General features: G+C 43.1%; 19 protein-coding genes. 3 read left to right on the top strand and 16 right to left on the bottom strand.

The features are described 5' to 3' along the window. Positions 1-66: 66 nt before the first annotated feature. Positions 67-1,191, bottom strand: a complete 1,125-nt coding sequence (locus JMW39_RS05935) for an S-(hydroxymethyl)glutathione dehydrogenase/class III alcohol dehydrogenase (protein ID WP_201544766.1) — start codon at positions 1,189-1,191, stop codon at positions 67-69. Between the two features lie 196 nt (positions 1,192-1,387). Here JMW39_RS05935 and JMW39_RS05930 point away from each other — a divergent pair, with 196 nt between their 5' ends. Further along, positions 1,388-2,275 carry a LysR family transcriptional regulator gene (locus JMW39_RS05930; protein WP_227679417.1) on the top strand — a complete coding sequence of 296 codons (888 nt, stop codon included), beginning with the start codon at positions 1,388-1,390 and terminating at the stop codon, positions 2,273-2,275. 136 nt (positions 2,276-2,411) lie between these two features. Next, positions 2,412-2,930, top strand: a complete 519-nt coding sequence (locus JMW39_RS05925; RefSeq protein WP_201544764.1) for a DUF302 domain-containing protein — start codon at positions 2,412-2,414, stop codon at positions 2,928-2,930. Between the two features lie 101 nt (positions 2,931-3,031). On the opposite strand, the gene JMW39_RS05920 is transcribed toward JMW39_RS05925, so the two are convergent. The 11 genes from JMW39_RS05920 to epmB form a co-directional block, all read right to left on the bottom strand. Beyond that, positions 3,032-3,319 (bottom strand): DUF4031 domain-containing protein, encoded by a 288-nt coding sequence (locus JMW39_RS05920; RefSeq protein WP_201544762.1) that lies wholly within the window; start codon positions 3,317-3,319, stop codon positions 3,032-3,034. A gap of 169 nt (positions 3,320-3,488) precedes the next feature. Further along, complete coding sequence (locus tag JMW39_RS13315; protein WP_201544760.1) at positions 3,489-3,713, bottom strand: chlorhexidine efflux transporter; 225 nt, start codon at positions 3,711-3,713, stop codon at positions 3,489-3,491. A gap of 389 nt (positions 3,714-4,102) precedes the next feature. Beyond that, positions 4,103-4,561 (bottom strand): outer membrane protein assembly factor BamE, encoded by a 459-nt coding sequence (locus JMW39_RS05910; protein ID WP_201544758.1) that lies wholly within the window; start codon positions 4,559-4,561, stop codon positions 4,103-4,105. Positions 4,562-4,652: 91 nt separating this feature from the next. Further along, positions 4,653-9,590: a YadA-like family protein gene (locus tag JMW39_RS05905; protein WP_201544756.1), complete on the bottom strand. Its 4,938-nt coding sequence runs from the start codon at positions 9,588-9,590 to the stop codon at positions 4,653-4,655. A 514-nt stretch (positions 9,591-10,104) separates the two neighbouring features. After that, positions 10,105-12,345 (bottom strand): transglutaminaseTgpA domain-containing protein, encoded by a 2,241-nt coding sequence (locus tag JMW39_RS05900; protein ID WP_201544754.1) that lies wholly within the window; start codon positions 12,343-12,345, stop codon positions 10,105-10,107. Then, positions 12,342-13,418 carry a hypothetical protein gene (locus tag JMW39_RS05895; RefSeq protein ID WP_201544752.1) on the bottom strand — a complete coding sequence of 359 codons (1,077 nt, stop codon included), beginning with the start codon at positions 13,416-13,418 and terminating at the stop codon, positions 12,342-12,344. Before JMW39_RS05895 ends, JMW39_RS05900 begins: the two co-directional genes overlap by 4 nt. Before the next feature lie 36 nt (positions 13,419-13,454). Then, positions 13,455-14,414 carry an AAA family ATPase gene (locus JMW39_RS05890; protein WP_201544750.1) on the bottom strand — a complete coding sequence of 320 codons (960 nt, stop codon included), beginning with the start codon at positions 14,412-14,414 and terminating at the stop codon, positions 13,455-13,457. Between the two features lie 63 nt (positions 14,415-14,477). Further along, positions 14,478-14,933 (bottom strand): c-type cytochrome, encoded by a 456-nt coding sequence (locus JMW39_RS05885; protein ID WP_201544748.1) that lies wholly within the window; start codon positions 14,931-14,933, stop codon positions 14,478-14,480. Between the two features lie 147 nt (positions 14,934-15,080). Then, positions 15,081-17,189, bottom strand: coding sequence for an EAL domain-containing protein (locus tag JMW39_RS05880; protein WP_201544746.1), 2,109 nt, complete (start codon positions 17,187-17,189; stop codon positions 15,081-15,083). Between the two features lie 190 nt (positions 17,190-17,379). Then, positions 17,380-19,200 (bottom strand): hypothetical protein, encoded by a 1,821-nt coding sequence (locus JMW39_RS05875; protein WP_201544744.1) that lies wholly within the window; start codon positions 19,198-19,200, stop codon positions 17,380-17,382. Positions 19,201-19,377: 177 nt separating this feature from the next. Continuing rightward, a complete protein-coding gene (gene epmB, locus JMW39_RS05870; RefSeq protein WP_201544743.1) occupies positions 19,378-20,385 on the bottom strand; it encodes an EF-P beta-lysylation protein EpmB in 1,008 nt (335 codons plus the stop codon). A gap of 174 nt (positions 20,386-20,559) precedes the next feature. On the opposite strand from epmB, the gene efp reads away from it, so the two are divergent. Then, positions 20,560-21,132, top strand: coding sequence for an elongation factor P (gene efp, locus JMW39_RS05865; protein ID WP_201544742.1), 573 nt, complete (start codon positions 20,560-20,562; stop codon positions 21,130-21,132). Between the two features lie 101 nt (positions 21,133-21,233). Here the strand turns inward: efp and JMW39_RS05860 are convergent, their stop codons facing one another. From JMW39_RS05860 to JMW39_RS05845, 4 genes are all read right to left on the bottom strand, one after another. After that, on the bottom strand, positions 21,234-23,060 hold the full coding sequence (locus tag JMW39_RS05860) for a GAF domain-containing hybrid sensor histidine kinase/response regulator (RefSeq protein WP_227679415.1): 1,827 nt from the start codon (positions 23,058-23,060) through the stop codon (positions 21,234-21,236). A gap of 21 nt (positions 23,061-23,081) precedes the next feature. Continuing rightward, on the bottom strand, positions 23,082-23,888 hold the full coding sequence (locus JMW39_RS05855; RefSeq protein ID WP_201544976.1) for a ThiF family adenylyltransferase: 807 nt from the start codon (positions 23,886-23,888) through the stop codon (positions 23,082-23,084). A 177-nt stretch (positions 23,889-24,065) separates the two neighbouring features. Then, on the bottom strand, positions 24,066-25,052 hold the full coding sequence (locus JMW39_RS05850) for a TatD family hydrolase (RefSeq protein WP_201544741.1): 987 nt from the start codon (positions 25,050-25,052) through the stop codon (positions 24,066-24,068). Positions 25,053-25,166: 114 nt separating this feature from the next. Next, a complete protein-coding gene (locus JMW39_RS05845) occupies positions 25,167-25,340 on the bottom strand; it encodes a hypothetical protein (protein WP_201544740.1) in 174 nt (57 codons plus the stop codon). Positions 25,341-25,510 lie beyond the last annotated feature (170 nt).

Raw genomic sequence — 25,510 nt, 5'->3', positions numbered from 1 at the left:
AAATGCCGCCCTGTAATAGGAGCGGCATTTTTATTTAATAACGCTAAAACAAACCTAGCTATACTTTTAGAAATGCACCACAGAGCGAATACTCTCGCCTTTATGCATCAAGTCAAAGGCTTCGTTGATATCTTCTAAGGGCATGGTATGGGTAATAAAATCTTGTAATGGAATCTCACCCGCTAAATAACGCTCAACGTAGCCTGGTAACTCTGAGCGACCTTTGACACCGCCAAATGCTGAACCGCGCCAGACGCGCCCAGTCACTAATTGGAACGGACGAGTTGAGATTTCTTTTCCAGCACCGGCAACACCGATAATAACTGATTCGCCCCAACCTTTATGACAGCACTCTAGCGCTGAGCGCATGATATCGACGTTACCGATACATTCAAATGAATAGTCAACGCCGCCATCTGTCATCTCAACGATGACATCTTGAATGGGTTTGTCGTAATCTTTTGGATTGATACAGTCAGTTGCACCAAGTTTTCTTGCTAGCTCAAACTTGCTTTCGTTAATATCAATAGCAATGATACGGCTGGCTTTGGCCATTTGCGCGCCAATAATCGCTGATAGTCCAATACCGCCCAAACCAAAGATAGCAACCGTTGCACCTTCTTCAACTTTCGCCGTATTCATCACAGCGCCCATACCAGTGGTCACGCCACAACCAAGTAAGCAAACTTCTTCTAACGGTGCTTCTTTATTAACCTTTGCCAATGAAATCTCTGGCAACACCGTATATTCAGAAAAGGTTGAGCAACCCATATAATGGTAAATTGGCTGACCATCTTTGTAAAAACGGGTGGTACCATCTGGCATTAAGCCCTTGCCTTGGGTTTCGCGTACCGCTGAGCAAAGGTTGGTTTTGCCCGATAGGCACATTTTACACTCGCCACATTCTGCGGTGTATAACGGGATAACGTGATCACCGACTTGGACGCTAGTCACGCCTTCGCCGATTTGCTCAACGATACCGCCACCTTCGTGGCCCAAAATCGCTGGGAACACACCTTCTGGGTCTTCACCAGATAACGTAAACGCATCGGTATGACAAACGCCGCTAGCAATGATTTTGACCAATACTTCGCCTTTGCGCGGTAGCATCACGTCCACTTCTTCGATAGATAGTGGCTGATTAGGACCCCATGCAATAGCGGCTTTTGATTTAATAAATTTGTCTGACATATTATTCTCTCTTTTTTAATTAATTTTATCGTTTATTACCTGCAGACTAATTTAGCTTATAGCGCTTGCTTGATAGAGGCAAGTACTAGTTATATCAGTCTGTAAAGCGTTAATTTTATACTGTCCATTATAGTTGTTTCTGCTGTGATAACAATATGCTATATTTGCAAATATCTTTTACACACTGGTAATAATCATGCGCTGGGATGGCATTAGCGAGTTCGTTTATGTGGCGGAGTACGAAAGCTTTACGCGGGCGGCAAAAGAATTGGGCATCTCAACCGCGCAGGTCAGTCGCCAGATAAGCGCTTTAGAAAAACGCCTTAATATTAAATTGCTCTATCGTACGACGCGCAAGGTATCACTGACAGAAGAAGGCCGGGTGTTTTATCAGCATTGCCGCGGTGTGCTTGACGGCTTGGATGCAGCTGAGCAAGCTGTGAGCAACTTACAATCAAAACCACAAGGTAGGATTAAACTGACCGCTCCTGTCACTTATGGCGAGCAGCAATTATTGCCCCTCGTTAATGATTTCATGGTGCAATACCGTGATATTGAAGTGACAGCTTTTTTGAGCAATCAAAAAATTGACTTGATTGAGGGTGGTTATGACTTGGCGATTCGTATTGGCAAATTAAGCGACTCAACGATGATGGCAAAAAAACTTAGTCATCGAACCAATTTTGTCTGCGCCGCGCCCGCTTATCTAGAAAAATACGGCATACCATATTCTTTAGCCGATCTAAGACAACATAACTGCTTGCTTGGCACGCGTGATTATTGGCACTTTATAGAAGATAGCGACAATGCTAACAATGCTGATAAAGAAACAAACCTACGCGTCTCTGGTAGCGTGCAATATAACAGCGGTCACAGCCTAGTTGATGCCGCTTTAAAAGGGCTGGGTATCGTGCAGCTGCCTGATTATTATGTGCAAAAACACTTAGCGTCCGGTGCACTGGTTAGCGTATTAGATGATTATAGAGAGCCCGAGGAAGGCATTTGGGCGATTTATCCGCACAATCGTCATTTATCACCAAAAATTCGCTTGTTAGTGGATTTTCTTGCGCAGCATTTGGCTTAAATATAAAACGTATTTATTGGTCTTACTTAAAATAAATATTATACAGTATGGTTAAGAAATATCTGTAGTATGAGAAGAAAAGTATGTAACACCGCCAATCGTCATTAAGTAAAATATGCTAATAAAAGGACTTTTTATGCTTAAAACTATCTCTTTCGCGGCCTTAGCTTTGACCCTATCTTCTTGCGCCAGTGTTGAAAATATTTTAAATTCCTCTAACAACAGTGCTGCCATTAAAGACGTGACCACTTCTGTTGATGGCAAAAAGGGGTTGGTAACGCTGCAAAGCAATCACTCCGTCAAGGATACCGCTGATAAACTGGTGTCAATTATCGAAAGCAAAGGCATGAAAGTATTTGCGCGCGTCGATCATCAGAAAAACGCCCAAGGTGTCGATTTAATATTAAGACCGACGCAAGTGATTATGTTTGGTAACCCGACAGCCGGTACGCCGCTGATGAATTGCGAGCAAAGCGTCGCCATCGATTTGCCACAAAAAATCCTGATCAGTGAGGATACTGACAAAAAGGTTTGGCTCTCGTACAACAATCCTGAATATCTAAAAACCCGTCATAATATTAAAGGTTGCGACACCGAGATTGCTAACATCGCGAAAGCGCTTAACAGTGTTAGTAAAGCCGCTGTTGCAAAATAAGCTATTAGTAAGAATTTGAATAAATAAAAAGGTGGCTGAGCAAAAGCATCATCCACTTTTTTCATAAGTTTGATTTTTACATCTTGAAAAACAATAACTTCTTAGCAATGCTCAGACCGTGCTATTTGCTCATGCAATTCTAGCTTTAACTTCTTTGCACATTCGATAATTTTTTTGCGACCAGCTGGTATAGCGCCATACTCAAGCGCCGTTTCGCGCATTTGTACCGTGACATCATAATGTGGATAACTGGCGTTTCGATGGAATAAGCGCTTATCTACGTTAATCAGTGCGGCAAAATCATGCAATTCTTGCAAGGTATCCGCCAGCATATGGCACCATTTATAGCCTTTAAATTCTATCTGCATAAAATCTACATAAATTGCCATAGAGCTGACTCCTTGGTACTTCTACTTTTCGTCTTAACATTTATTTGCTTCAGCTAACAATCTTAGCTTGTTATTTTAAAGCATTTACTACTCACCAATCAATTTAGCCTGGGTAAACGAAGCTTGCTAAGCTAGCATTGAATGTAAGAGCTGTTTTAAGCTAACTACTTTAAGGAATAGGAAACACCTTGTCATAAATCCAGTTGTAAACAAAGGTATAAACCAGATAAAAGGTCGACATCGCGATATCCATCTTAAACGCTTCCCTCAGGCTGATATTCAAATACCATGCAATCACGGGTAAAAATAGCAACAATAGCGCGCCCTTAAATAAAACTGCCTGAAGCACGCGTATTGCTACGGTCTTTTGCACCGCGCCGCGTAGCCTGAGCATAGCTCGGTCAAACAAAATATTATAAAAGTAATTTCAAAAAGTCGCGACGATAGAGCCCGCCACTGCCATTACACCCATCAGATGCAGCTCAAACTCCAATACTAAGCTCGCTAGCGGTGCAAAGATATTAGACCTATAACCTCAAACCTTAAGGCGTGACGAATTCGGTCTTTTTTGTTACGCATGAAACTTCCTACTTTATTTATCAGCTCTTTTTATAGACTTTGCTAATAGCTTATCCTCTTACCACTGCGCCTAAAATCGTTTGATTTTTTGATGTAATGAATCCTAGCACTCATAATTGATCAGATAAAAAATTGCTTTATAGAAAAAAGATGCAAACCAGTTCATGGGTTGCATCTTTTACAGTAGAGATTCAGAGATTACTATTATGAGTTTTCGTGTTTAGCGCAAGAAGCAGGTTTCCAATAAACCTCTGATACACCAAAAGCATCATCTCGCATTCTGCCTTCATAGCCTTTATCAAAGATGATTTTATATTGGCAAGTCTCTACCTTATTGTTAGCATCATAGAACTTAAGAATATAATCCCATTCGCGCGCATTAAAGCCTTCACTAAAATGAGGAGTTCCTATTAATTTATAAATCTCATCTTTGGTAGTCCCTACTCTAATTTTTGCCACATCCTGATGATTAACGATCGTGCCACCTTTCTGCCAAGCTTTATTAGGGTCAGGGAATACTAAGTCATCAGGATTGACAGCGCCTTTTTGTGCGCTAGGTGTCAAATGCCAAGTTGGCATTATATTTTTTTGCGCACAGCCAGACACCGTGAAAAGCAATGCGGTCGTTACTAACAAACCATAATGAGCGACAGGTTTTTTCATTATTCATTCCTTAATATTTTTTATGGGTAATATGGCAACGCATCTCTATTACAAATAAGCGCTGCCATAAAAAGATATAGCAATACTAGTTCTAGAAATGAAAGCCTGCGCCAATCGCTCCGCCCGCATTCCCCTGTGTATCTGCTGTACCATTTGCCTTAATTACCCAGCGACCATTATCAGAGACTTTAGATACACCAACTGCAACAGCACTTTGACCATTATAGGTAGCGATACCACCACCTACCATTGACTTACCAGGTATATAAGCTTGTGGAAGAGATGACATTGCCATAGCAGCTGAGATGCCTGCATTCGCATCATCTTCTACTTCATTAATTTTATAACCTAGCTCATTGATACTGTTACCAAGACGCTTATCTAAAGCATTTAACTGCCCAAAGTTGACCGCATCTTTCACTTCGATACCATCAGCGACTCCAGTAATGGTTTTGTCACCAGCATATATGCCATCGACAGTCATACTCGGACCATCTTTAATAATCACACCTTTATTGTTGATCGTCGTATTGCCAGTCGTCACACTATCGACACTAATATTACCGTTTAAATCAAACTTAATGCCGTTACCAGTCGCCGTGGTGGTGATATTATTGCCGCCTTCAAACTTAAGAGCAGTACTACTACCTATTGGCTTGTTAATATTGTCACCATTATCAGCACCAAAGCTTAGACCAGCATCAAGTCGGTCGGTATTGGCTTTAATATTATCAGTATTAACTTTGATATTTTCATTATTGGCTTTGATGTTGTTAGCATTAGTTTTAATACTGTCAGTATTGGCTTTAATACTTTCATTCGCCTGAGCGTTACCATTATTAATAGAAGCGATAGCATCATGAATAGTGGCTTCACCTGTATTGCCAATGCCATTACTACCAGCTACCAATTTGCCATTTTCATATTTAGCGCCACCACCGATAATACCAGCGACACCACCACCCAGACTATCTAGTTGTCCTTTATTGACTGCATCTGATACCTTTAATCCATTGGCGACGTTGGTAATAGTAGTTCCTCCACTAGTAACAACAATATTGCCATTGTTGCCGGTGCCAGTCGAAACAGAAGTGCCAGCCAAGGTAATATTGCCTTTATTGATATTGCCATCTTTTTTATCATACTGAACGGCCGCATCATTAAGTGTGGTATTGCTCCCACCGATGTTATCAATTTTGGCATTGACGGCCTTTAGCTGAGAGACGTTAACGGCATCAGAATCGGCAGTACCAGCAGCCACACCAGTGATTTGACGGTAAATACCAGCCTCCGCATTACCTACAGCAACCGCGCCTCTATTACTCCTAGTCGCTAGTATGAGATCATTGATATCATTAATATTTGCTAGATAACCGATAATGCCACCTTTGGTAGTTGTACCGGATTCGCTACCCAATACTACTGAACCAGCGACTGTTTGTGTAACATTATTCCCTAGAACAAAAGTATCGTCACTATCGATATTATTGTTGTTACCTACAGAATAACTACTACTACCGTCGATAATATTTGGATCACCAAAAGCGCCAGAGTTATCGCCATTAACAATATTGCCAGTACCAATGGCAATGGACTGATTACCGTTAGCTTGAGAGCCGTTACCAATGGCAACCGAAGAAGCGCCTTCAACACGTGTGTTATGACCTAAGGCAATCGAAGACTCAGCGTTTCTAGTAATAATGGCATTGACGCCAATCGCAGTTGAGTTATCTCCACCAGCACTAGAATCGTTAGTTAATGCATCGCCAACCGGAGGAGCAACTCCATTAGTATGAGAGAACTTCACACCCTCAGTATTCATTTTTTGTACAGTTTCACCAATAGTTAGGCGATCTGTTACTCCTTGCCCTCTAACATTATAAGTCAGGAATAAGGAGTCTAAATCCTCATTATTCACATTATTGTTAACAATTTGGTCCGCGATATTGACGGTGATTTCATCACCATTTTTATCAAATATCTTGACTTTAGTGACGTTATCTAACTGACCTTTATTCACTGCATCAGCAGCATTAATACCGTTTGCAATGTTAGTAAGCGTAGTTCCACCACGGACAACAATATTATTATTATTCTTGTCTTTACCAATAATAGTTGATGCGCCCGCAAAACTGACTCGGTCGTAATTCACCGTATTATCCGTATTACGATCATACTGAACTCCACCTGCTGTTATATTCCCAGTAATGGCATCTAACTGGCTTTTATTTACAGCGTCTGTTGCGTCCTCTCCCGCTAACACACCGGTGATCTTCTTGTTGCCAGCATTGAGACCAGTCTTGGTCACGCTTGGTCCACCAGTAATGGTTAAACCGTTAGTGTCCAATAGGCTGTCACCTGTTTGAACACTGGTCAATACCAAATCATCTTTGGTCTTAATAATATAATTGGCTGAGCCATCATCATTGGTATCAGCTGTGACTTCGACATTCTTACCAGAAGTAACGGTGGTCTTAGATTTGATAATGTTGCCAGCATTCGCAGCGATGTTAGTCGTATTGGTTGTAGTACGAGTATCAAGATTGCCTAACGCATCACCAACGTTATTGAATGTATCTGGCGTCGCTGTGCCGTTAGCAAAGGTGTATGTTGGCGCAGTGACTGTGCCAGTAGTGGCATCATACGTTGCACCGCCACCTAAGTTGGTTGCAATAGAACCAGCCGTAGTATTCAGCTGACCACCATTGATGGCGTCTTTACTGCCACTCGTGGTCGCACCGTTAGCCACATTCACAATCTTCTGACTGTTTGCATCAAAGCCATTGGCTTTTACTTGACCGGTAAACGTTGGAGCATCAACAAAGCCAATCACAACGTTGTTGCCTGTTTTTGAAGCAGTCAGGTTGTCATTACCAGAGGTGATGGTTTGGACGGCACTGTCCGCTTTACCAAGACTTGCTTTACTCGCCGCATCTAACTCAACGGCATAGTCTGTCACGTCATTAACAGTGGTACCTGTCTGAACAGCTAACCCACTATCAGTAGCGGCAGATACGGTGCTCTTTGCAGCATTGACAGTGTATTGGGTGTTGCTTCCAGTGGTGATATCACTCACTGTGGTGTTGTTACCAGCAACGACAGAGCTGGTTTTTAACTGGGAAACGTTGGCCGCATCTGTGGGGGCTATGCCATCAGCAACCCCTGATAACACACGGTTGCCCGCCGTACCCGCGAAATTAACGCTGGTGCCAGCAGTTTGACCGCCTACAGTAATCGGTGCTGTACCATTTGCTTGCTTTACTAAACCCGCCGTACCATTGGTTAAACCTGCGATGTTGCTGGTGTTGGTGGCGATGTTAGTCGTATTGGTCGTAACTTTGGTATTGATGGCATTAAGCTGGCTGCCATTCACCGCATCAGTGCTGGTATCACTTAAGGTACCTGCGGCCACATTGATGATTTTGTTGCCGCCGTTATTGAGACCGGCATTGGTTAAGGTAATATCAGTAATACCAACAGGGCTAGTAGCCGCTTTGGTAATTGTGATGCCTGTGTTGCTTAGTTTGCTGGCACCAGTGGTGACACTACCTGTTGTACCAAGATCAAGGGTTTTATTTAAGCTGACTTGCACACCGTCAGTTGTCGTGGTGCTGGTTAGGTTGTCATCACCTTTTACGTTGATGGTATCGCCTAAAGAAAATTGGTTATTGGCTGTACCATTACCTACTTTAATGCCAAGGTTCGCTTTACCCAATGCGGTATTAGCAGTTGTGTTCGCGGTATTAGCAGTCGTATTTGCTGTATTGGCCGTAGTTTGTGCAGTGGTGACGTTTTGGTTGGTGCTGTATAACTGACCACCATTCACAGCCTCGGTGCTGGCGGCCGCAACGTTGCCATTTGCAACCCCTGATAACACACGGTTGCCCGCCGTACCCGCGAAATTAACGCTGGTGCCAGCAGTTTGACCGCCTACAGTAATCGGTGCTGTACCATTTGCTTGCTTTACTAAACCCGCCGTACCATTGGTTAAACCTGCGATGTTGCTGGTGTTGGTGTTTACATTCGTATTAGTAACAGTTAAAGCTGAGTTAGTGGCGGCCAATTGACTACCATTAATTGCATCTGTACTGTCAGTGCTAATTTTACCACCAGCGACATTCCTTATTTGACGTTCAAACCCTGCTGAACCAACTGACACTTGCGCACCTGTTTTAACAGGACCATTTACACTATCTAATACATTACCAGCGAAATTGTAAGTAACACCATTGATAATAATAGACTTTTCGGATGTAGCATTTTTATCTGTCGCAGCGCCTGCACCAATCGCAACAGAACCTTCTTTAGAAGCATTTGCTGATACACCAAACGCTGCAGAAGCAATACCACTGGCCTTAGTCTGAGTACCAAATGCGGTGGACAGCGCTCCACTTGAAACCGATTGCACACCAATAGCTACTGAAGCTTGACCACTAGCTGCTGTGTTGGGAAACTGTGGAATGTCAACTAAATCACGACCAGAATACTTCCTGAATGAAGTATTGACATTGCCAGAGTTATTGTTAGTGCCAGTACTAGTGACATTACCATCCGCATCTACATTAGTTCTAGAAGCTTGGTTTAGATCATCACCACCAATAGCTATTGATGAGCTACCAGATGACACAACATTAGCACCAAGAGCTATAGACTGATCACCGCTAGCTGTAGTGAATTGTCCTCCCGCTGCACCTCCAATGGCGATCGACTGACCAGCGGTTGCCTTAGCATTCTGACCTAATGCTATACTGCTAGAGCCAGTAGCCGCAGCGCCTGCACCACAATCGATTGCATCGCCGGTTGCGCATAACGCAGTTGCTTGCATGCTAAAACCCGCTGCAATCAGTCCCGTACACACAGCACTCCAACGCAAAATATTCACGCCACTTGCAACTACGCTACCATTAGATACTGTTGTACTTGAAGTAACAGCACTGCCAGACGACTTGCCACGACTTTTTGCATATTCTGCAACGGCCATAAAACAATTTAATGAGGCATTCCAAATAACTTTGTAATTACGGTTCATACTGAATTTTCCTGTCTTCATTAAAAGATGAATAGCTTAGTGGTTATGGCGGAACATAGATGAGCACAAACTACTAATACGCTAAACTGCTATATCTAAAAATTACTTAATTAAGATTTAAAAGCCTATAAATATTTAGAACTTTTGTTTATTACATTTTAATACATATATATACAGAAGCACAACGTCACTCATCTTAGTATTAGAACCGTTCATCAGGTTTTTCAGTAAGATAGAATTTATTTGTTCAAAATATATATTCGTTTAAATACATATATAAAAAATAGCATTCTATTAACAAAGGTAGGGAATATAGAACTAAAGTTTATATTAGGTATATAACTAAATAGTCATTCACCTCCTAGCTAAAATAAACCTCAAAAACGACTTTCTTTTGATAGCGTAAATCTCCCGTTTAAATTTAGTTAGTTATGATGGATGCAAAAAAGCCCCAATCTTGTGATTAGGGCCTCTTTGTATAATTTAAGTGACTAAGTGGTTCTTTTAAAATTATTTAGAACAATTCACTTGCATCTTTCTTGAGCTGTTTAAGCAAAGTTCGATATTCGCTATCACTGGTTGCAAGGGTGCTTAGACGTCCATAACGCAGCTGCCGATAAGCTTGTTGAATCTGTATGATTTTTGCTTGGACGTTTTCAGGTTGACCGTTAGCGGTTAGCTTATTAGTTTTATTAATCTTAGCACTATTTTGACTACTGTAATCATCAATTGCGCTTGCCAAGCGCGCAAGCCAGGCTAATTGCCCTTCGCTATCATCACGAGCAAGCGATTTATCCGCTTTACCAATGCGTTTTGAGAGTTGTGCAATTGGTAGGTCTACTGGATGCCAACGTTTGCGACGACGTTGCCAGATAGCGAAAACAAGAATGACCATCACTGTAATGGCACTCGCCGCCAACCAGACAATCTGCTGCATGATTGAGCTAATATTAAACCATTTGAGCAATGAGTCAGCTTGTTTGTCCTGATCATAACCAACGACGTCTTTTTGCCAATAGTAGCTGGCTTGGTCTGATAGACGGCGTAAGGTTTGTAACATTTGATACTGCTGATAGCTGATTTGCGCACTAGCGCCATCACCGAACATCGCCGCTCCTTGCGCCTGCGTCAGCGCATCCATGCCTTGCTCAACGCGCTCAGGGGCGACAAAAGCCGTTGGATCGATACGTACCCAGCCTTGACCGTCAAGCCAAACCTCAGTCCAAGCATGGGCATCCTTTTGCCGTACCTCCCAAACATTGCCGCCGCGGCTCAGCTCGCCACCTTGATAGCCAGCGACGACGCGTGCTGGAACACCAGCGGCGCGCATCATAAAGGTAAAGCTGGAAGAATAGTGCTCGCAAAAACCTGCCTTGGTGTCAAATAAAAACTCATCAATACGATTGTTATTCAGCCTTGGCGGTGACAATGTATAGCGAAATTCCGTTTGGTTAATCCAGCGTTCGAGTGCTTGTATATAACGTACTGGGTCTGAACCTGACTGAGCAAAAAGCTGCTGAGCCAGCGCTCGTGCTTGCGGATTCCCTTTATTAGGCAGTGTAAGGTTTAAACGGCGCGACTCCTCAGAGAGAATTGGATCGATACGCATCGGCGCAAACTGCAATACATCGTAGCGCAGCTGTTGGGTAACCGGCTGGTCCTTTAATAAAGTAAAGTTTGAGGTAATACTGATATCTTGCTGCTGAGCAAAAGGATAATCGAGTCCAAACAGCCAGTTTTGCTGCGTCGGCTCTAGAATAATCTGATAGCTAGTAGGCGCAATTTTCACCTCATTAGGGACAGTCGCCAAAGCATTTTCAATCCAAAATGGTATTTGCTGCGTCGGCTGCCATTGTCGTTGCTGAGGACTAGGACGCCACGTTACCCCGTCAAAATCGCTAAATACCAAACCGCGCCAATACAACTGCTGCTGTGGCGGACGCTTATCTGCAAATTCCACCCGAAAAGCCAGCTCAGTCGACTGACTCAAATTAGCAAAGTCACCGGGCGACATACTATCAGAGACGCCCGTAGTCGCTTGCTGTCCCGACAGCTGCACTGACCATAGTGGCGGCAAGCGCGGAAAGAATAAAAACAGTACAACTAGTAATGGCAATGCTCCGATGCCGAGCACGCCTAAAGTACGCAGACGACCATCACCGCGAGTATTGCCATCATCGTTGAGCGCAATAAATGCCAATAATACAATGACCGCGCCCAAGACCACTTCTAAAGTGGTAACAATACCTTGATCCATCAAAAACAGCGACGCCAGTACGAACAGTGATAAATTGAGCACCACATAAGCATCACGGCGCTTGTACAATTCCCACAGCTTACTGATAAGGCACAGGACTAAAAATGCCACGCCCATATCCAGTCCAAACGCCGTATTATAAGTAAGCCACAACCCCGCCAGCCCCAATAAAAAGCCGAGCATCTGCATGCCTTGATAGACACGTTTTAAATGCGTCAGTTTTTTAAACTTAGCCTTAAGACTCGGTAGCTGGGCAAAAATACTGACCACTGCGAAACCGATTAGCCACAACGGCAAATGCGCGGCATGAGGTAAAATGACGATAATTTGCGCAATTAATACCCAATAATAGGCTGGCAAGGCGAGTAGCTTGCGGTACCATTTATGATTACCAACAAGAGCCGTGGGAACATTACTGTTTTGACCTAAGGCCAATTGTTCAAAGCTTGCAAGACTTATCTCTGTATCATTTGCAGGGTAACCTTTTAAGTTGCTCATGGTAATTTTGCTAACCTTAATAAGCAGGTTTGCGCAAACACCTCACCTTCACCCATCTTTGCAGCAGAATAATTATCAAAGGGCGTATCATTGGGTAAGCGCATATTAAATGGCACGCCTAGTTCACCTAATTTAAGCGCCCCATACGCCATTTGCGCTAATTTTTGTTCATGATGTGCCGCTGGCATATCGGCATAGTCCAACGTTTGCTCATGACCGACCGGATCAGCAAAATGCTTGGTAAACATTCCCTGACCGCGCGCCACATGCCCCCAAGAAACCCGTGCTAGCGACTCGCCTTCGATATAATTATCGAGCCGCTCAAAGTCATCTTGGCCTTGTCGATACTGTCCGCCTGTTGGTAAATCTTCCTGACTTACGATGGCATATTGCGCCTGCCAATCAAACGTTTCAGGTTTTGGATAAACCCACGCGCTACGGGCAAAATAAACATAAGACCATGCGCGCATGATACCTAATGGGTAAACGGTTTTGATTTTTAATCTTGGTAGTTCAAATGCTCCACGAGTATGTGTCTGCACCGGCAAACGAATAATTTGCTCGCCTTGTAGTCGTGTGACCAGTATTGAGTTTTGATTATCAGCGCTAGATTTATTTTTTTTATGGGCTTTTTTGCCCGTCTTTTCGCTTTTTTGCTTAGCTATCTGCTCAAAGCCTACTTGATCAAAGCTTAATAATAACTGCCGTCTTGGCTGGCGGCTTTCATTACGCAGCTGCAAAGTGACCCAAACAGGCGCACCTGCTTCTGCCATCGTCACGTCAAGCAAACGTACTTGCAGACCCGAAATGTGAGCAAAGGTTAAATGAAAACTGATAAGCCAAACGCTAACCAGATAAAAACACAGACCCAACACCAAGTTATTGCCATAGTTGATACCAGCGATAAAGGTAATAATCAATAACAGCGCAAATAGCATGCCTTCGCGACTAAAGAAAATATAGACGTTACGCAAATTCAGTGTAGCGCTATCGCTTTTGGGCGCACGCGCGGCAAACCAACGGCTTAATAATGAGCTAGCTGGTACGGTTAAGGCTTTTGGCAAAATGCTCATGACTACCCTATCCTTACCATAAAAAAATTTAAACGATTAAACAACGACAGCCACATCTACCAATATACGTTGGGCGATGGTTTGCGTCGCTTGTCCACCAGTCACATGCGCCGGTACAAAGCGCTGCCCGAGGCGATGATCCGTAACAGCAGCAAATACCGCTTGGATATCCTCAGGCGTTACCTCCATATGCCCTGACACATAAGCATGAGCCTGTGCCGCACGCTGTAGCGACAGCACACCACGCGGTGATAAGCCATGATACTCTTGGCTTGCGCGTGTCTTAGCGACCAGCCTTTGCAAATAATCTAATACCACATCAGCGACGTATACCTGCTTAACCCCTTGCTGCGCTAATAATACCGCTTCGGTATCAAGTACCGCAGGCAACTCCTTTAATAACGCACGGCGGTCTTGACCTTTTAGCAGCTCGCGCTCTGCAGCAGGCGATGGATAACCGAGTGACAAACACAATAGAAACCGATCAAGCTGCGATTCAGGAAGCGGATAGACGCCCGCTTGCTGCAATGGGTTTTGGGTAGCAATGACAAAAAACGGCTGCGGCAATGGATAGGTTTGCCCATCTTGCGTTACTTGTCGCTCCTCCATCGCCTCTAATAATGCACTTTGGGTCTTAGGACTTGAGCGGTTAATCTCATCAGCGAGTAACAGCTGAGTAAAAATTGGCCCAGAGCGAAACTCAAACTGCTGTTTACTTTGATCAAAGATACTCATACCCAAAATATCGGCTGGTAGCATGTCATTGGTAAACTGCACGCGGCTAAAACTCAAACCGAGTAGTTGTGCCAAACCTTGCGCCAAGGTCGTTTTACCCATACCCGGTAAATCTTGTAGCAACAGATGCCCGCCTGCCAAGATACCGCTAAGTGCCAGTTTAACTACTTGCGGTTTGTCTAGGACGATTTGATTTAATTGGGTCATTAACTGAGCAATTTGTTGCTGATTATAAAGATAGTCGTTAGCAGTATGGCTCATTATCGATTCTTGGCTCATTTTTCAAAGGAATGGTTTATGAAATAAATCCTGTTAATTTAAACATTATTTTATATCATCAGTTGTTGGTACTGGTGCCCGCAGCGTTGATAAATAAGCAATCACATCAGCACGTTCCTTAGCATCTGGCATCGGGTCTGAAAGCATTTTTGAATCTGGCACGGCTTTCTCGGCATCAGCGATATAAGCATCAAGCGTCTCAGCATCCCATACCCAACCTGATGTCTTAAGCCCTTCACTATAGGTGTAGTCTTCTAGCGCTCCTGCGTGCGCACCGTAAATATTCATCAACTGCGGACCTTTTTTATTGAGTCCAGGATTTAGCTGATGACACTGACCGCAAGCATCTTGATATATCAGTGCCCCATTATCAGCATCACCCTCAGTATATAGTGGTAATGTCACAGGAGCGCGATAATCAGGGGGTGTTTTTTCACAAGCACTGAGCAATAACAAAGCGGCAAACATAGCGCCTAATTGATATTTTTTGACAATAGACATGTTGTGGTAATCTTTCATTGAGGGGCGTTGGCTATGTATGCGTCTAGCTCGACTATAATACAAGGTAAAGATTGACAAACATACATAGCACTGGATAGAAAATATATGTGTAGTTGCTAAAAGTTGAATCTACTTATTTAGCCAGATTTAACTCTCGCCTGATACTTTTATGCTATTGCTAGGCCCTTCTAAATAATAACCCTGTAGATAGCGTGCGCCCACGCTCCAAGCAACCGACATGGTCGCGGCATCCTCAATATAAGGCATCAAGACATCAACATTAATCTCACTCGTACGAGCGATAAGTGCTTTGACCGTTTCTAAGTTCTCAGGGTTATCAATGCCTTCTACATAGCTGCGAGCTAGGCGCACCATATCAGGTTGCACAAAGTTAGCAAGTTCAACCGACTTAGCTGATGAACCAAAATTATTGATACCAAGCTGACAGTTAACTTGACTAAGGGCTGCAAATTGCGATTTTGCCACGGTTAAATGGTCAGCAATGTCTTTTTCATTAAACTGTAAGGTTAATGCAGCCGCTTTACCGCCTACCGCATTGATTAGTTGACTGGCAACGCTCGGCAGTTTTTTATCTATCAATGAAGCATTGGTCAGTTGCACCAATAAGCGCGCATCCGGATGGGATTTACGTACCTCATTGATTTTCTTACAGGCGTTAATAAGTATCCAGCGATCTATTTTTTCAAGCAGTTTATGCGCTTTAGCCACTGCCATAAACTGATCAGGGGTTAATACCGTATTGTCTGCATCTGCCAGTGGCAAGCGCAGATATACTTCAAAGAAATCACTGCGATCGTTATTAATATCATAGATCGGCTGGAATGACAGCTCAAAGCGATTGTTGGCAATAGCATCGACTAAAGATTCGGCAAGGGCATGATCATCACTATTGGCATGTTCACTGGCGTCGTATAAATGATAGGTTCCGCCATGGTTGGAAGTCTCAATCATAATCTGACTGATGGCATCTAGCGCCCGCTCAAGCAACACTCTTGGCTCAGGGGTATTTTTCTCTATCTTAACGATAGCAATACTTGCCGTGGTATTTGTCGTCCGCTTATCAACCTCGATCAACATCTCACTGATGGTCAAAACGATTTTCTCAGCCAGTTGTTCAAGCGCGGCGCTGGTTTGATTCTCTACCAACACCGTAAAAGCCGTGTCACTAAAACGACTGACATGGTTTCCTTCCACGATCTCGTCTGTTACCAGTTTATCTAAGGCATAAGCGACTTGCTGAACGGTGATATCGACGCCTTGTAAACCCAAACTACTTCTGATTTTACCAATATTATCAAGCTGAATGTAGAGTAACCCTGCTGTCAACGCGCCTTGTTTTGCCTGTTGATAGAGCGTTGCCAACTGCTCTTCAAAGCTGCGGCGATTATCAATACCCGTTAAGCTATCCTTACGCTCAGCCTCTGCCAAGCGCTTCGCAACTTCGGCGCTATTGCTGTTGTTTTGCTGAATAATAATTTGGGTGACCGGTTCACCGTCCAGAGTTGCCGAAGCTAACTGTAATTTTGCCTCAAACGTACTGCCATCGGTGCGCTTGCTTTCAAAGTTAAACTCAACGTCTTTACGACTGCCTTTCTCAAATTGACGCAGAAACTGCTTAAAGCCTTTTACATTCTCTCCGCCAGAAATTAAGTCAACAACGGGAACACCTATCGCATCATTTAAAGACTCAAAACCAAATAGTTGCAAATATGGGTCATTAGCAAAAATATGAATACCTTGATCGATATAAGCGACGGCACTTTTTGAGTTTTTAATGAGCACGTTTGCGCGTTGTTCGGCCCCAGACAGTACATGACGTAGGGTTGTAAGCTGGCGACGAGCAAGCAAATTATCATGCAGCAAGCAAATAGACATAATAACGGCGGTTTCCTCCTCCGCACAAAGTGCCTTAACCATCGTGCTATTTACAATTGATGGCAAGCCTTCTTCATTATGAGCGTTGGCCGCAGTGTCTTTATTTATCAAGCAAACTGAGGGTAAGTCAATATTTTGCTCTTGAATGATACCGACTACATCGGTAAAGTTCATATCATAAGCCTGACCAAAAACCAACACATCCCATGGTTGACGTAGCGACTTTAACAGCTCTTCCTTATCATCCAAAAAACCTAAGTTCACACTATCGTAATATGAACCTAACAAGTCGACAAGACGCTCTGCATAAAGCTGGTCAGCATCGATGACTAATAGGTTTAAGATGGACTGAGTACGCATAGGAGGCCTTTTAAATCATAGGAGCAGTTTCGTCATTATAAACAATAATTTAACTCACTGCTGCTTAAGTTACAATTGCAATGCTATGTTATAAACTATTAAACAAACTTAAACCAAATACGCTTAACCTATTATAAATTCTTAAGTATTGACTGTCCCAAATTTACCTAAAGCATTTAGGGATAACCGTTTAAAGTTGCACCACTTCATATTGGCTAAACTCATCAGTCGTCAACAGACGCCGCCCTAAACGCAGCGTTTTTTGTTTGGTATTGATACGCATCATGACTTTATCACCTTCTTGAAAATAAGAGGTGGGTACTATGAGACTACAATCAGTCTGTAGCTGCTCATCGTCACCGATGACAAACGCGGGTACAAAATGGCGACTGCGACTGTCTCTATCTTGCAGGCGAATACCACAAGCGATGAGCTGATGGCCAAGGACTTGCCAATCAAGTTCAGGCTTTTCACGGTCCATATCTAACCAGCGCACCACTCCTATTGAACACTCATGTGAGGCTGATTTATCAGAGCGACATAATAAGAAAAGACTCATGATTCTCAATGGCGGCGGTGCAATAACATCTAGCACGTCATTTTCTGCAAAATCTACTGTATCTCCTCCTTTTTTGCCGCTATATTTTGCTTTAGGCGTAGTTTTTCCATCATTGCTTACACCGACATCTGGCTCTTCTGAATCTATTAGAAGGCGCAAGGTGCGAAAGTCGGACAAGTCATTATGGCTATCAAACGTTTCTACCCTGAATATTGTATTAGGAGAAATGGTATTGGCAGACTGTTTTTTTGGCAAGGTGTCATAGCGAGGCTGCTGCTGGTCAGGTAGGTTTTTGGCGCAAATCAACATTGATAAGCTTTGCTCACTACTAAGTCGATAGTGAATATTATTAAAGCCAGTAATGAGCTGTGCCTCTTGTGCGGCACTTTGTTTGATGGGTAGCGTCAATGGCGGCTGGATATAGCGGTAGCTTAACGTCATGGCGATAGTGTTCAGTAAATAACACTCAACCCCTTCTCGACCTTCCTCGATGAGTTTGAGAGACCGTGATTTTAAATAGACGATTAGCGGTGCCAGTTCTATAAACACACAATCGTGATGGGCGTCGTAGGGGTTGATGGCAGAATGAGCGGTCAAATACGTCGGTGGATTGTCACTGTGCAAATTAACAAATACCTTTGTCTCAGTCTGCGGCTCTACGGAGGTGACGAGATGCTCGCTCCACTCTAGTAGCAAACGCTGTACCACTAAAATATTGGCTCGGCGCATAGCGCGTACGTTCAATAAACTATGCAAGCATAGCTGACTATATAATCGATGAATATTATCCGCACAGTGGGTAATGATATAAGGGTTTAAGTCAATATTAACGGTATGCTGTTGGCAAGCCCTATAATACAGCTGATTGATATTGGACCATAAATAGGCGGCGGGCTTTTGATAACAAAGTGCGTCTTCAAACAACAGCTTTTGATAGATCAGCAGCGTCTGATAGCTAGCGACGGCCAAAGTAATCGGTGAGGATCTTTCATTAGTAAAATAGCGCTGCCAAAGATTGGATGATGGTTGCTGCTGTTTATCTGCTAGAAAAGCATTCTCTCGCTGTATGACGCCATCATATACCATAATTATTAAATAATACAGCGACTTAACCTGTGCCACATAACCGAGCTGATAATCGTTAAAAGCCGCTGTTTCATATATATAATGCTGACGTAACGTTGCAATCAGCTGATTGGCGGCATCGATCACCATACTGAGCAATGTCAGGCGCTGCCGATCATCTATATTTGCCACGCGCAATTCTGTGAGCACTTGTTCTAGCTGCTCTATTTGCTGCGCCTCTGTTTGCATAGGCAATAGCAACGCCCATTTACGCAAATGCTGCTCATCGCTATTCATTGATTGCGTTAAATTAAGCGACTTCGTCAATGCCTGCAGTGTGGGCGCATCAGTATTTAGATATTGTTGAAACGTCGATAAATTTACCATTACTATCCTTAGTAATTACGCACGTTATCAATAGGTTTATGGACATTTAATGCGTTATTTGCATGAGCAACATTAATTCTGCACATGAGAACTAACTGACATACTAATGATTCATCAGAGGCAAAAATTTTAATCGTTATTTGTTCACTAAATTTTTAATACCCTATATTGCCCATTTTAGGCCTCATTGTAAATATTAATCGGTACTTTAAAGGGCTTATTTGGCAACTCTCTGACCAATTTTGGCACTAAATAACCAGGCAATATTGCAAGTAACGACCAATAAAGCGCAATCGCGGCGCGCTCGTCACTATCAAAATGAGCCGCGCCTGCCACTTTATCTAACACATGCAGATAATAAGGCAGTACTCCAGCCGCAAACAAGCGCTGATTGAGTGCCGTTTGCACCGCTACACTATCATTGATATGCTTTAATAGTACCGCTTGGTTTAATAAGGTGACGCCAGCCGCGCGCGCACGTTGCAAATATTCAGCAGTTAGCGCATCAATTTCATTAGCATGGTTACAATGAATCACCATCACGATTTGGCAGCGACTTTGCGACAGCCTATCCAATAGCGCCTCATCTAGACGCGCTGGAATGACCAATGGCAAACGAGTATGCAGCCTAATTGTGGTCAGTTGTGGAATCGCTTCTAAGATATCGAGCCAAGCAAATAAGCGTCTGTTGGTGACATTTAATGGGTCGCCGCCGCTCAAAATCACCTCATTGATTTCAGGATGGGCGCTGATATAGTTGATAATATGCTCTTTGGCATCGGCGGTTGGCATATTGGCGCTATAGTCGAAATGCTGGCGAAAGCAATAACGACAATGAATCGCACAGGCACCGGTAATCGTTAACAATACTCTTGATTGATATTTATGCAATAAACCTTTCACCGGATTGTGCGTATTTTCACTTAAGGGATCTGCCACGTAACCGGTCACAGCGATTTGTTCTTTTTTATGGGGCAATACTTGTTTGAGCAAAGGATCCTGACTGTCACCGATGGTCATTTTTGCCACAAAACCTCGTGGTACACGCAGCTGAAAGTGCTCAGGTATATAGATCTCTGAGCGCAGTGATTCTAGCTTTAACAGCTCGAGCAGCTCATCAATAGAGGTTATCGCTTCGGATAATTGCGTTTGCCAGTTTTTTTGTGTGATTAAATGGTTTATCATGACAACCTTATACCTGTGCCCAAAAGCCGATATTATACGCTCTTAGTGCGTCCGCTATCAAAGCGTACGAATTATTCATAAAACCTTGAGCGTCATAGGCGGTTTTAGCACAGCAAGGCGCAACCCCCACATCCAATTATTGATGACAATACTTACAACCCTTAGGAGTGTTCCGTGGCAAGTTTTTCTACTAACGAATTTAAAGCTGGTCTCAAAGTCATGCTCGATGGCAATCCGTATGCCATTCTAGAAAATGAGTTTGTCAAACCTGGTAAGGGGCAAGCCTTTAACCGTGTCAAAATGCGCAACCTACGCAGTGGTCGTGTGCTTGAGCAGACGTTTAAATCAGGCGATAGCTTAGAGGCGGCGGATGTTATCGATACTGAAATGAACTATCTTTATAACGATGGTGAGTTTTGGCACTTTATGCACCCTGAGAGTTTTGAGCAATTACAAGCCGACAAAACCGCGATTGGTGATGCGCTAAAATGGTTAAAAGAGAACAGTAACGCCCTTTGCACCATTACTTTATTCAATGGTTTGCCGTTATCAGTTACTCCGCCTAACTTTGTTGAATTGCAAATTACCGAAACCGATCCTGGTGTCCGCGGTGATACGTCAGGTGGTGGCGGCAAACCTGCAACCCTAGAGACAGGTGCGGTGGTACGTGTGCCATTATTTGTCCAGCAAGGCGAAGTTGTCCGTGTTGATACGCGCACCGGTGATTATCAAACGCGCGTTAGCTAAGCGTCTTGAAGTTCTATATGCATTATTAAAAATAAAAAAGCTTAACCACTTATTAGCGGTTAAGCTTTTTTATTTTTAATAATGCATTTTTAGGTTAAGAACTATTCTTCCATTGATTGCTTATGCATTAGCCAATATTGCACCAACGCATTAAGCTGTTCTTGTTTAAATGGCTTGGTGCAATAATCCTGCATACCGACATCAAGGTATTTTTTGCGCTCGCCATCCATCGCATTGGCGGTCAAGGCGATAATAGGTGGTAGCTCTTGTGGATCATAAAGCTCATGCAGTTTAATAGTTGCCTGTACACCATCCATAATCGGCATATGATGATCCATCAAGATAACATCATACAACTCAGGATTTAAAGCAAAAATCTCAATCGCTTGTTGCCCATCGGTGACATGAGTGACCGTATGACCGCTATTATTGAGCGCTTTTTTGGCAATCATGGCGTTAACGCTATCATCTTCGACGAGCAAGATATGACCGATAAGCTCATGACTGGGTTCTGCCATACCAAAGTCATTTGAATCTTGCCATTTCTCATAAGCGCCGTTATCGATAGTAGGTAACGGCAGCAATACAGTAAAGGTCGTCCCAATACCGACGGCACTGTCCACTTCGATATAGCCACCCATCAACTCAACTAAAGACTTACAAACAGACAAGCCAAGTCCTGTCCCGCCATAAAGGCGATGGGTCGATTTATTGGCCTGATCATAAGCGTCAAAGATCGCTTCCAATGATTCAGGCTTGATGCCGACGCCGGTATCCGTCACTTCGATACATAATGTCATGCCTTTATAATGAACCATGCCACTATCATCGGTGTCGTAATGAACGCTATTATCATTATCTATACGCTGTTCTAATAAACTTTCTTCATAACCTGTAGAGCCATGGCAATTATATTTATCCTCACAAGGATTGTTTTGCATATGCTTAACGTCAATCGTCACTCGACCACCCTCACGGGTGAATTTGATGGCATTATTGACCAAATTGACCATCACTTGTTTGAGCCTTACCGGATCACCTTTGATATAAGGCGACAGTGATTCTGTATAATGATAATCTAAAATCAAGCCGCGCTGACGGGCTTTAACAGCAAATAAGCTCACCACTTCATTACAAAGGCTCGAGAGATTCATCGGAATAGAATCGATGGTCATTTTGCCCGATTCTACTTTTGATAAATCTAAGATACCGTTGATAATCGCCAGCAAATGCTCATTTGAGACTTTGATATTATCAACATATTCTTGTTGCTCAGCACTGAGCTTGGTTTCACTTAACATCTCAACCATGCCAATAATGCCATTCATTGGGGTACGAATCTCATGACTCATATTGGCCAAAAACTCAGACTTCATCTCATTGGCATGTTTCGCATGGCGCTGTTGGTCTTGGAGCTGCAAAGCATCGGCAGCCATAGCGGCAAACTGCGCTAATATCTTTGCATCCTTATCTGTAAAATCATGATGCGGTTGTATATCCATCAAGCACAATGAGCCTAAACGGTAAGTTTTGCCATCCTCATGCATAATAATCGGCGCGCCAGCATAAAAACGCAGATGCGGTGATTCCGTTATCAAGGGATTTTGGCCAAAGCGGCTATCCTTTGTCAAATCAGGGACAACAAAGACCTCATCCGACAGCACGGTATAATTGCAAATAGCGACTTTGCGCGTTGTCGTACAAATACCGCCAAGCCCATGTACCGATTTTAGATACTGGGTTTCTTCGTCCATAAAAGTGATGGTGACTATGGGCATATTAAAGAATAGTTTAGCAAGTGCGGTTAAACGCGCAAAAGCAGGTTCCTCATTATTATTAAGTACCTGATATTTTTTAAGCTTATTGATACGCTCAACTTCATCGGCTGCGATGGGATAACCGTTTTTTGGCAAATTAGATGTAGACAAAATGGACTCCGTTAATTCGTATCAGACGCTTGGCTTAACCGCCGCCTGCTTAAGCAATAATTGTAATGCCTCGCTTACCATTAGCATCGCGACCACCGAAGTAACGACAACCGCCGAGCCATAGCCGCCGCAGTGCAAACCGCCTGTCTGGCAACTTTTATCGACGCGCGGTGGCTCTGTCGAATAAACGCATTTGATGCCAAACTTTTCTTTAAGCGCACTATTGATGCCTTTTTCGTGACGCAGTTTATTGCGTAACTTAGCCAATAATGGATCTTGATAACTGTCGCGTAAATCGCTCACCTTAATCTGGCTTGGGTCTATTTTACCGCCCGCCCCGCCCGCACAAACCAATTTTAATTTATTAAAGCGGCAATGCAGCGCGATGGCAAGCTTGGCGTTCATGTCATCGACGCAATCTAAAATCACAATCGGATTGTTTTGCGCCGCCGCTTTAGCTTGCGCGCGACTGGGCAGTAATGCCCCAACGTTCTCAGGAGTCAAAAAATCATCTATCAAATGTAGCGTTACTTTTGGGTTAATCTCGCGGATGCGGGTCGCCATCGCCGCAATCTTACTTTGCCCAAAGGTGCTGTCTAACGCTGGCAGCTGACGATTGACATTAGAAGCAACCAATATATCTAAATCAATCAAAGTAATAGTGCCAACTGCGGTGCGAGCGAGCGCTTCTGCTGCCCAAGAACCAACACCACCGACACCAATCACATAAACATGCGCTGCAGCAAAAGTATCGACAGCAGATGCGCCATAGAGGGTTTGCGTACCTTTAAAGCGGCGCTCATACTGCTCATTAGAATCATCAGTCATATCAGAGCTTTCAGAAATAATTTGGCGCTCACTGTTATCAATGACATCTGAATCAACTAGACTAGTTAAAGTATCTGACTTTGTTGTTCTGTTCTGCTGTAATTGCACTTTTTCACTCATAACAAATTAAAGCTCGGTTAAAGAATTTCTATTATCAATCAATATCTTTTGCTATTACTAGATTGTATAACGCCAATCGGTGCGCAAAGCGTTGCAACTGTTGTGCCACAATTTCTCAGCTAAAATCGCCAGCGGTACATCGAGTAGCTCACTTAAGCTACTTAATACATAAGGTAAGTTAGCGGGAACATTTCTATTATGAGCCGGCGCATCGCCCCATTCATTATCTGGGCTTTGTCCGAGCGCCGACTGACTACTGCCAAAATCCTGACACATAATAGGCGTCATATCCGGGCAGTCCGTTTCAATCACCAAACAGTCAATGCCGTAAGTATCGACAGCTGCCTGAATCGCGCGGCGTAACTTCTTGGCATTTGGATTGGTCACTTGACCAGTCACCCCAAGCTTAAAGCCCAGTTTTGCAAATGCTTTCGCCTCTTGCTCGCCACCACTAAAACTATGAGCAATACCGCCAAGCTTATGCGCATCATAGTCATGCGTTTTTAATAAAGCCAACGCCTCAGCGTGCGCTTTACGAATATGCAACATCACCGGTAACTTGTGCCTAACCGCCATGTCCAGTTGTGCCTTAAAAAAATACTCTTGCTTTGCAAACATCTCAGGCTGTTTCATTTCCTCAGTAAAAGTATCAAAGCCGATTTCACCAATGGCCAAAGGACGCTCTTTATCCAGCATCTGCGCCATACTTTTTAGATGCGCCTCAGTATGCTGCTCTATATAAAAAGGATGTAAACCTAAGGCAATATGCGCATTAACAGGTGTTTCTTTTTGCTCAGTCGCCTTCTCTATCATAGAGTGCGGCTGTTTATTAATAAATTCTTTAGTTTCGTATAAACGGTCAAAATGCCGGTGTAAATACCCCACCAACACCAGATGGCGTACGCCTTGCTGATAAGCCTTTTGTAGTTGCTGATTTCTATCAACGTCAAAAACTGGTGCATCAAAATGCGTATGGGTGTCGACTAAAGGGTAAATGGTGGGTAGTTTCTCATTAGCGTTAAATGAGGCATCAATCGCAGTCATCAATAGACTCCCAATTTAATTATTTTTATAACGTTTTTTCAATAGAAATATATTTTTATCAGCAATACAAAGAGCAGCTATAAAAGCCACTATTTTAGTGCTGATTGCTATTCTTTAATCATCTTCTTTAGGCGTCTTATTATTAACTTTCTTTTTAGCGTTATCTGCTAATTTTCTATCTGCCTTTAGGCTACTGCGGCGCGGAATAAGTAACAGAGCTATACCAACCACACCTAAGGTCAACCATTTATTTTTATTATTATTATTGTTATTGTTAGAATTACTCATTATTTTTGCCTATATTTTTTGGCTAGTTTTTACTTGTTATCTTAAAAATCACTTATTATTATAAAAATCATGCTATTCAAAACTATAGTAACTTAAGCATAGCTATAGAAAATTGTTTATAAAAGCAATATGTTACTAAATTCACTTTGATTATACGCCGCTTGAAGATT

Source organism: Psychrobacter immobilis (assembly GCF_904846175.1).
Taxonomy (GTDB): Bacteria; Pseudomonadota; Gammaproteobacteria; order Pseudomonadales; family Moraxellaceae; genus Psychrobacter; species Psychrobacter immobilis_E.
Note: the sequence above shows the minus strand (reverse complement) of the source record. Positions and strands in the feature narration are given on the sequence as shown.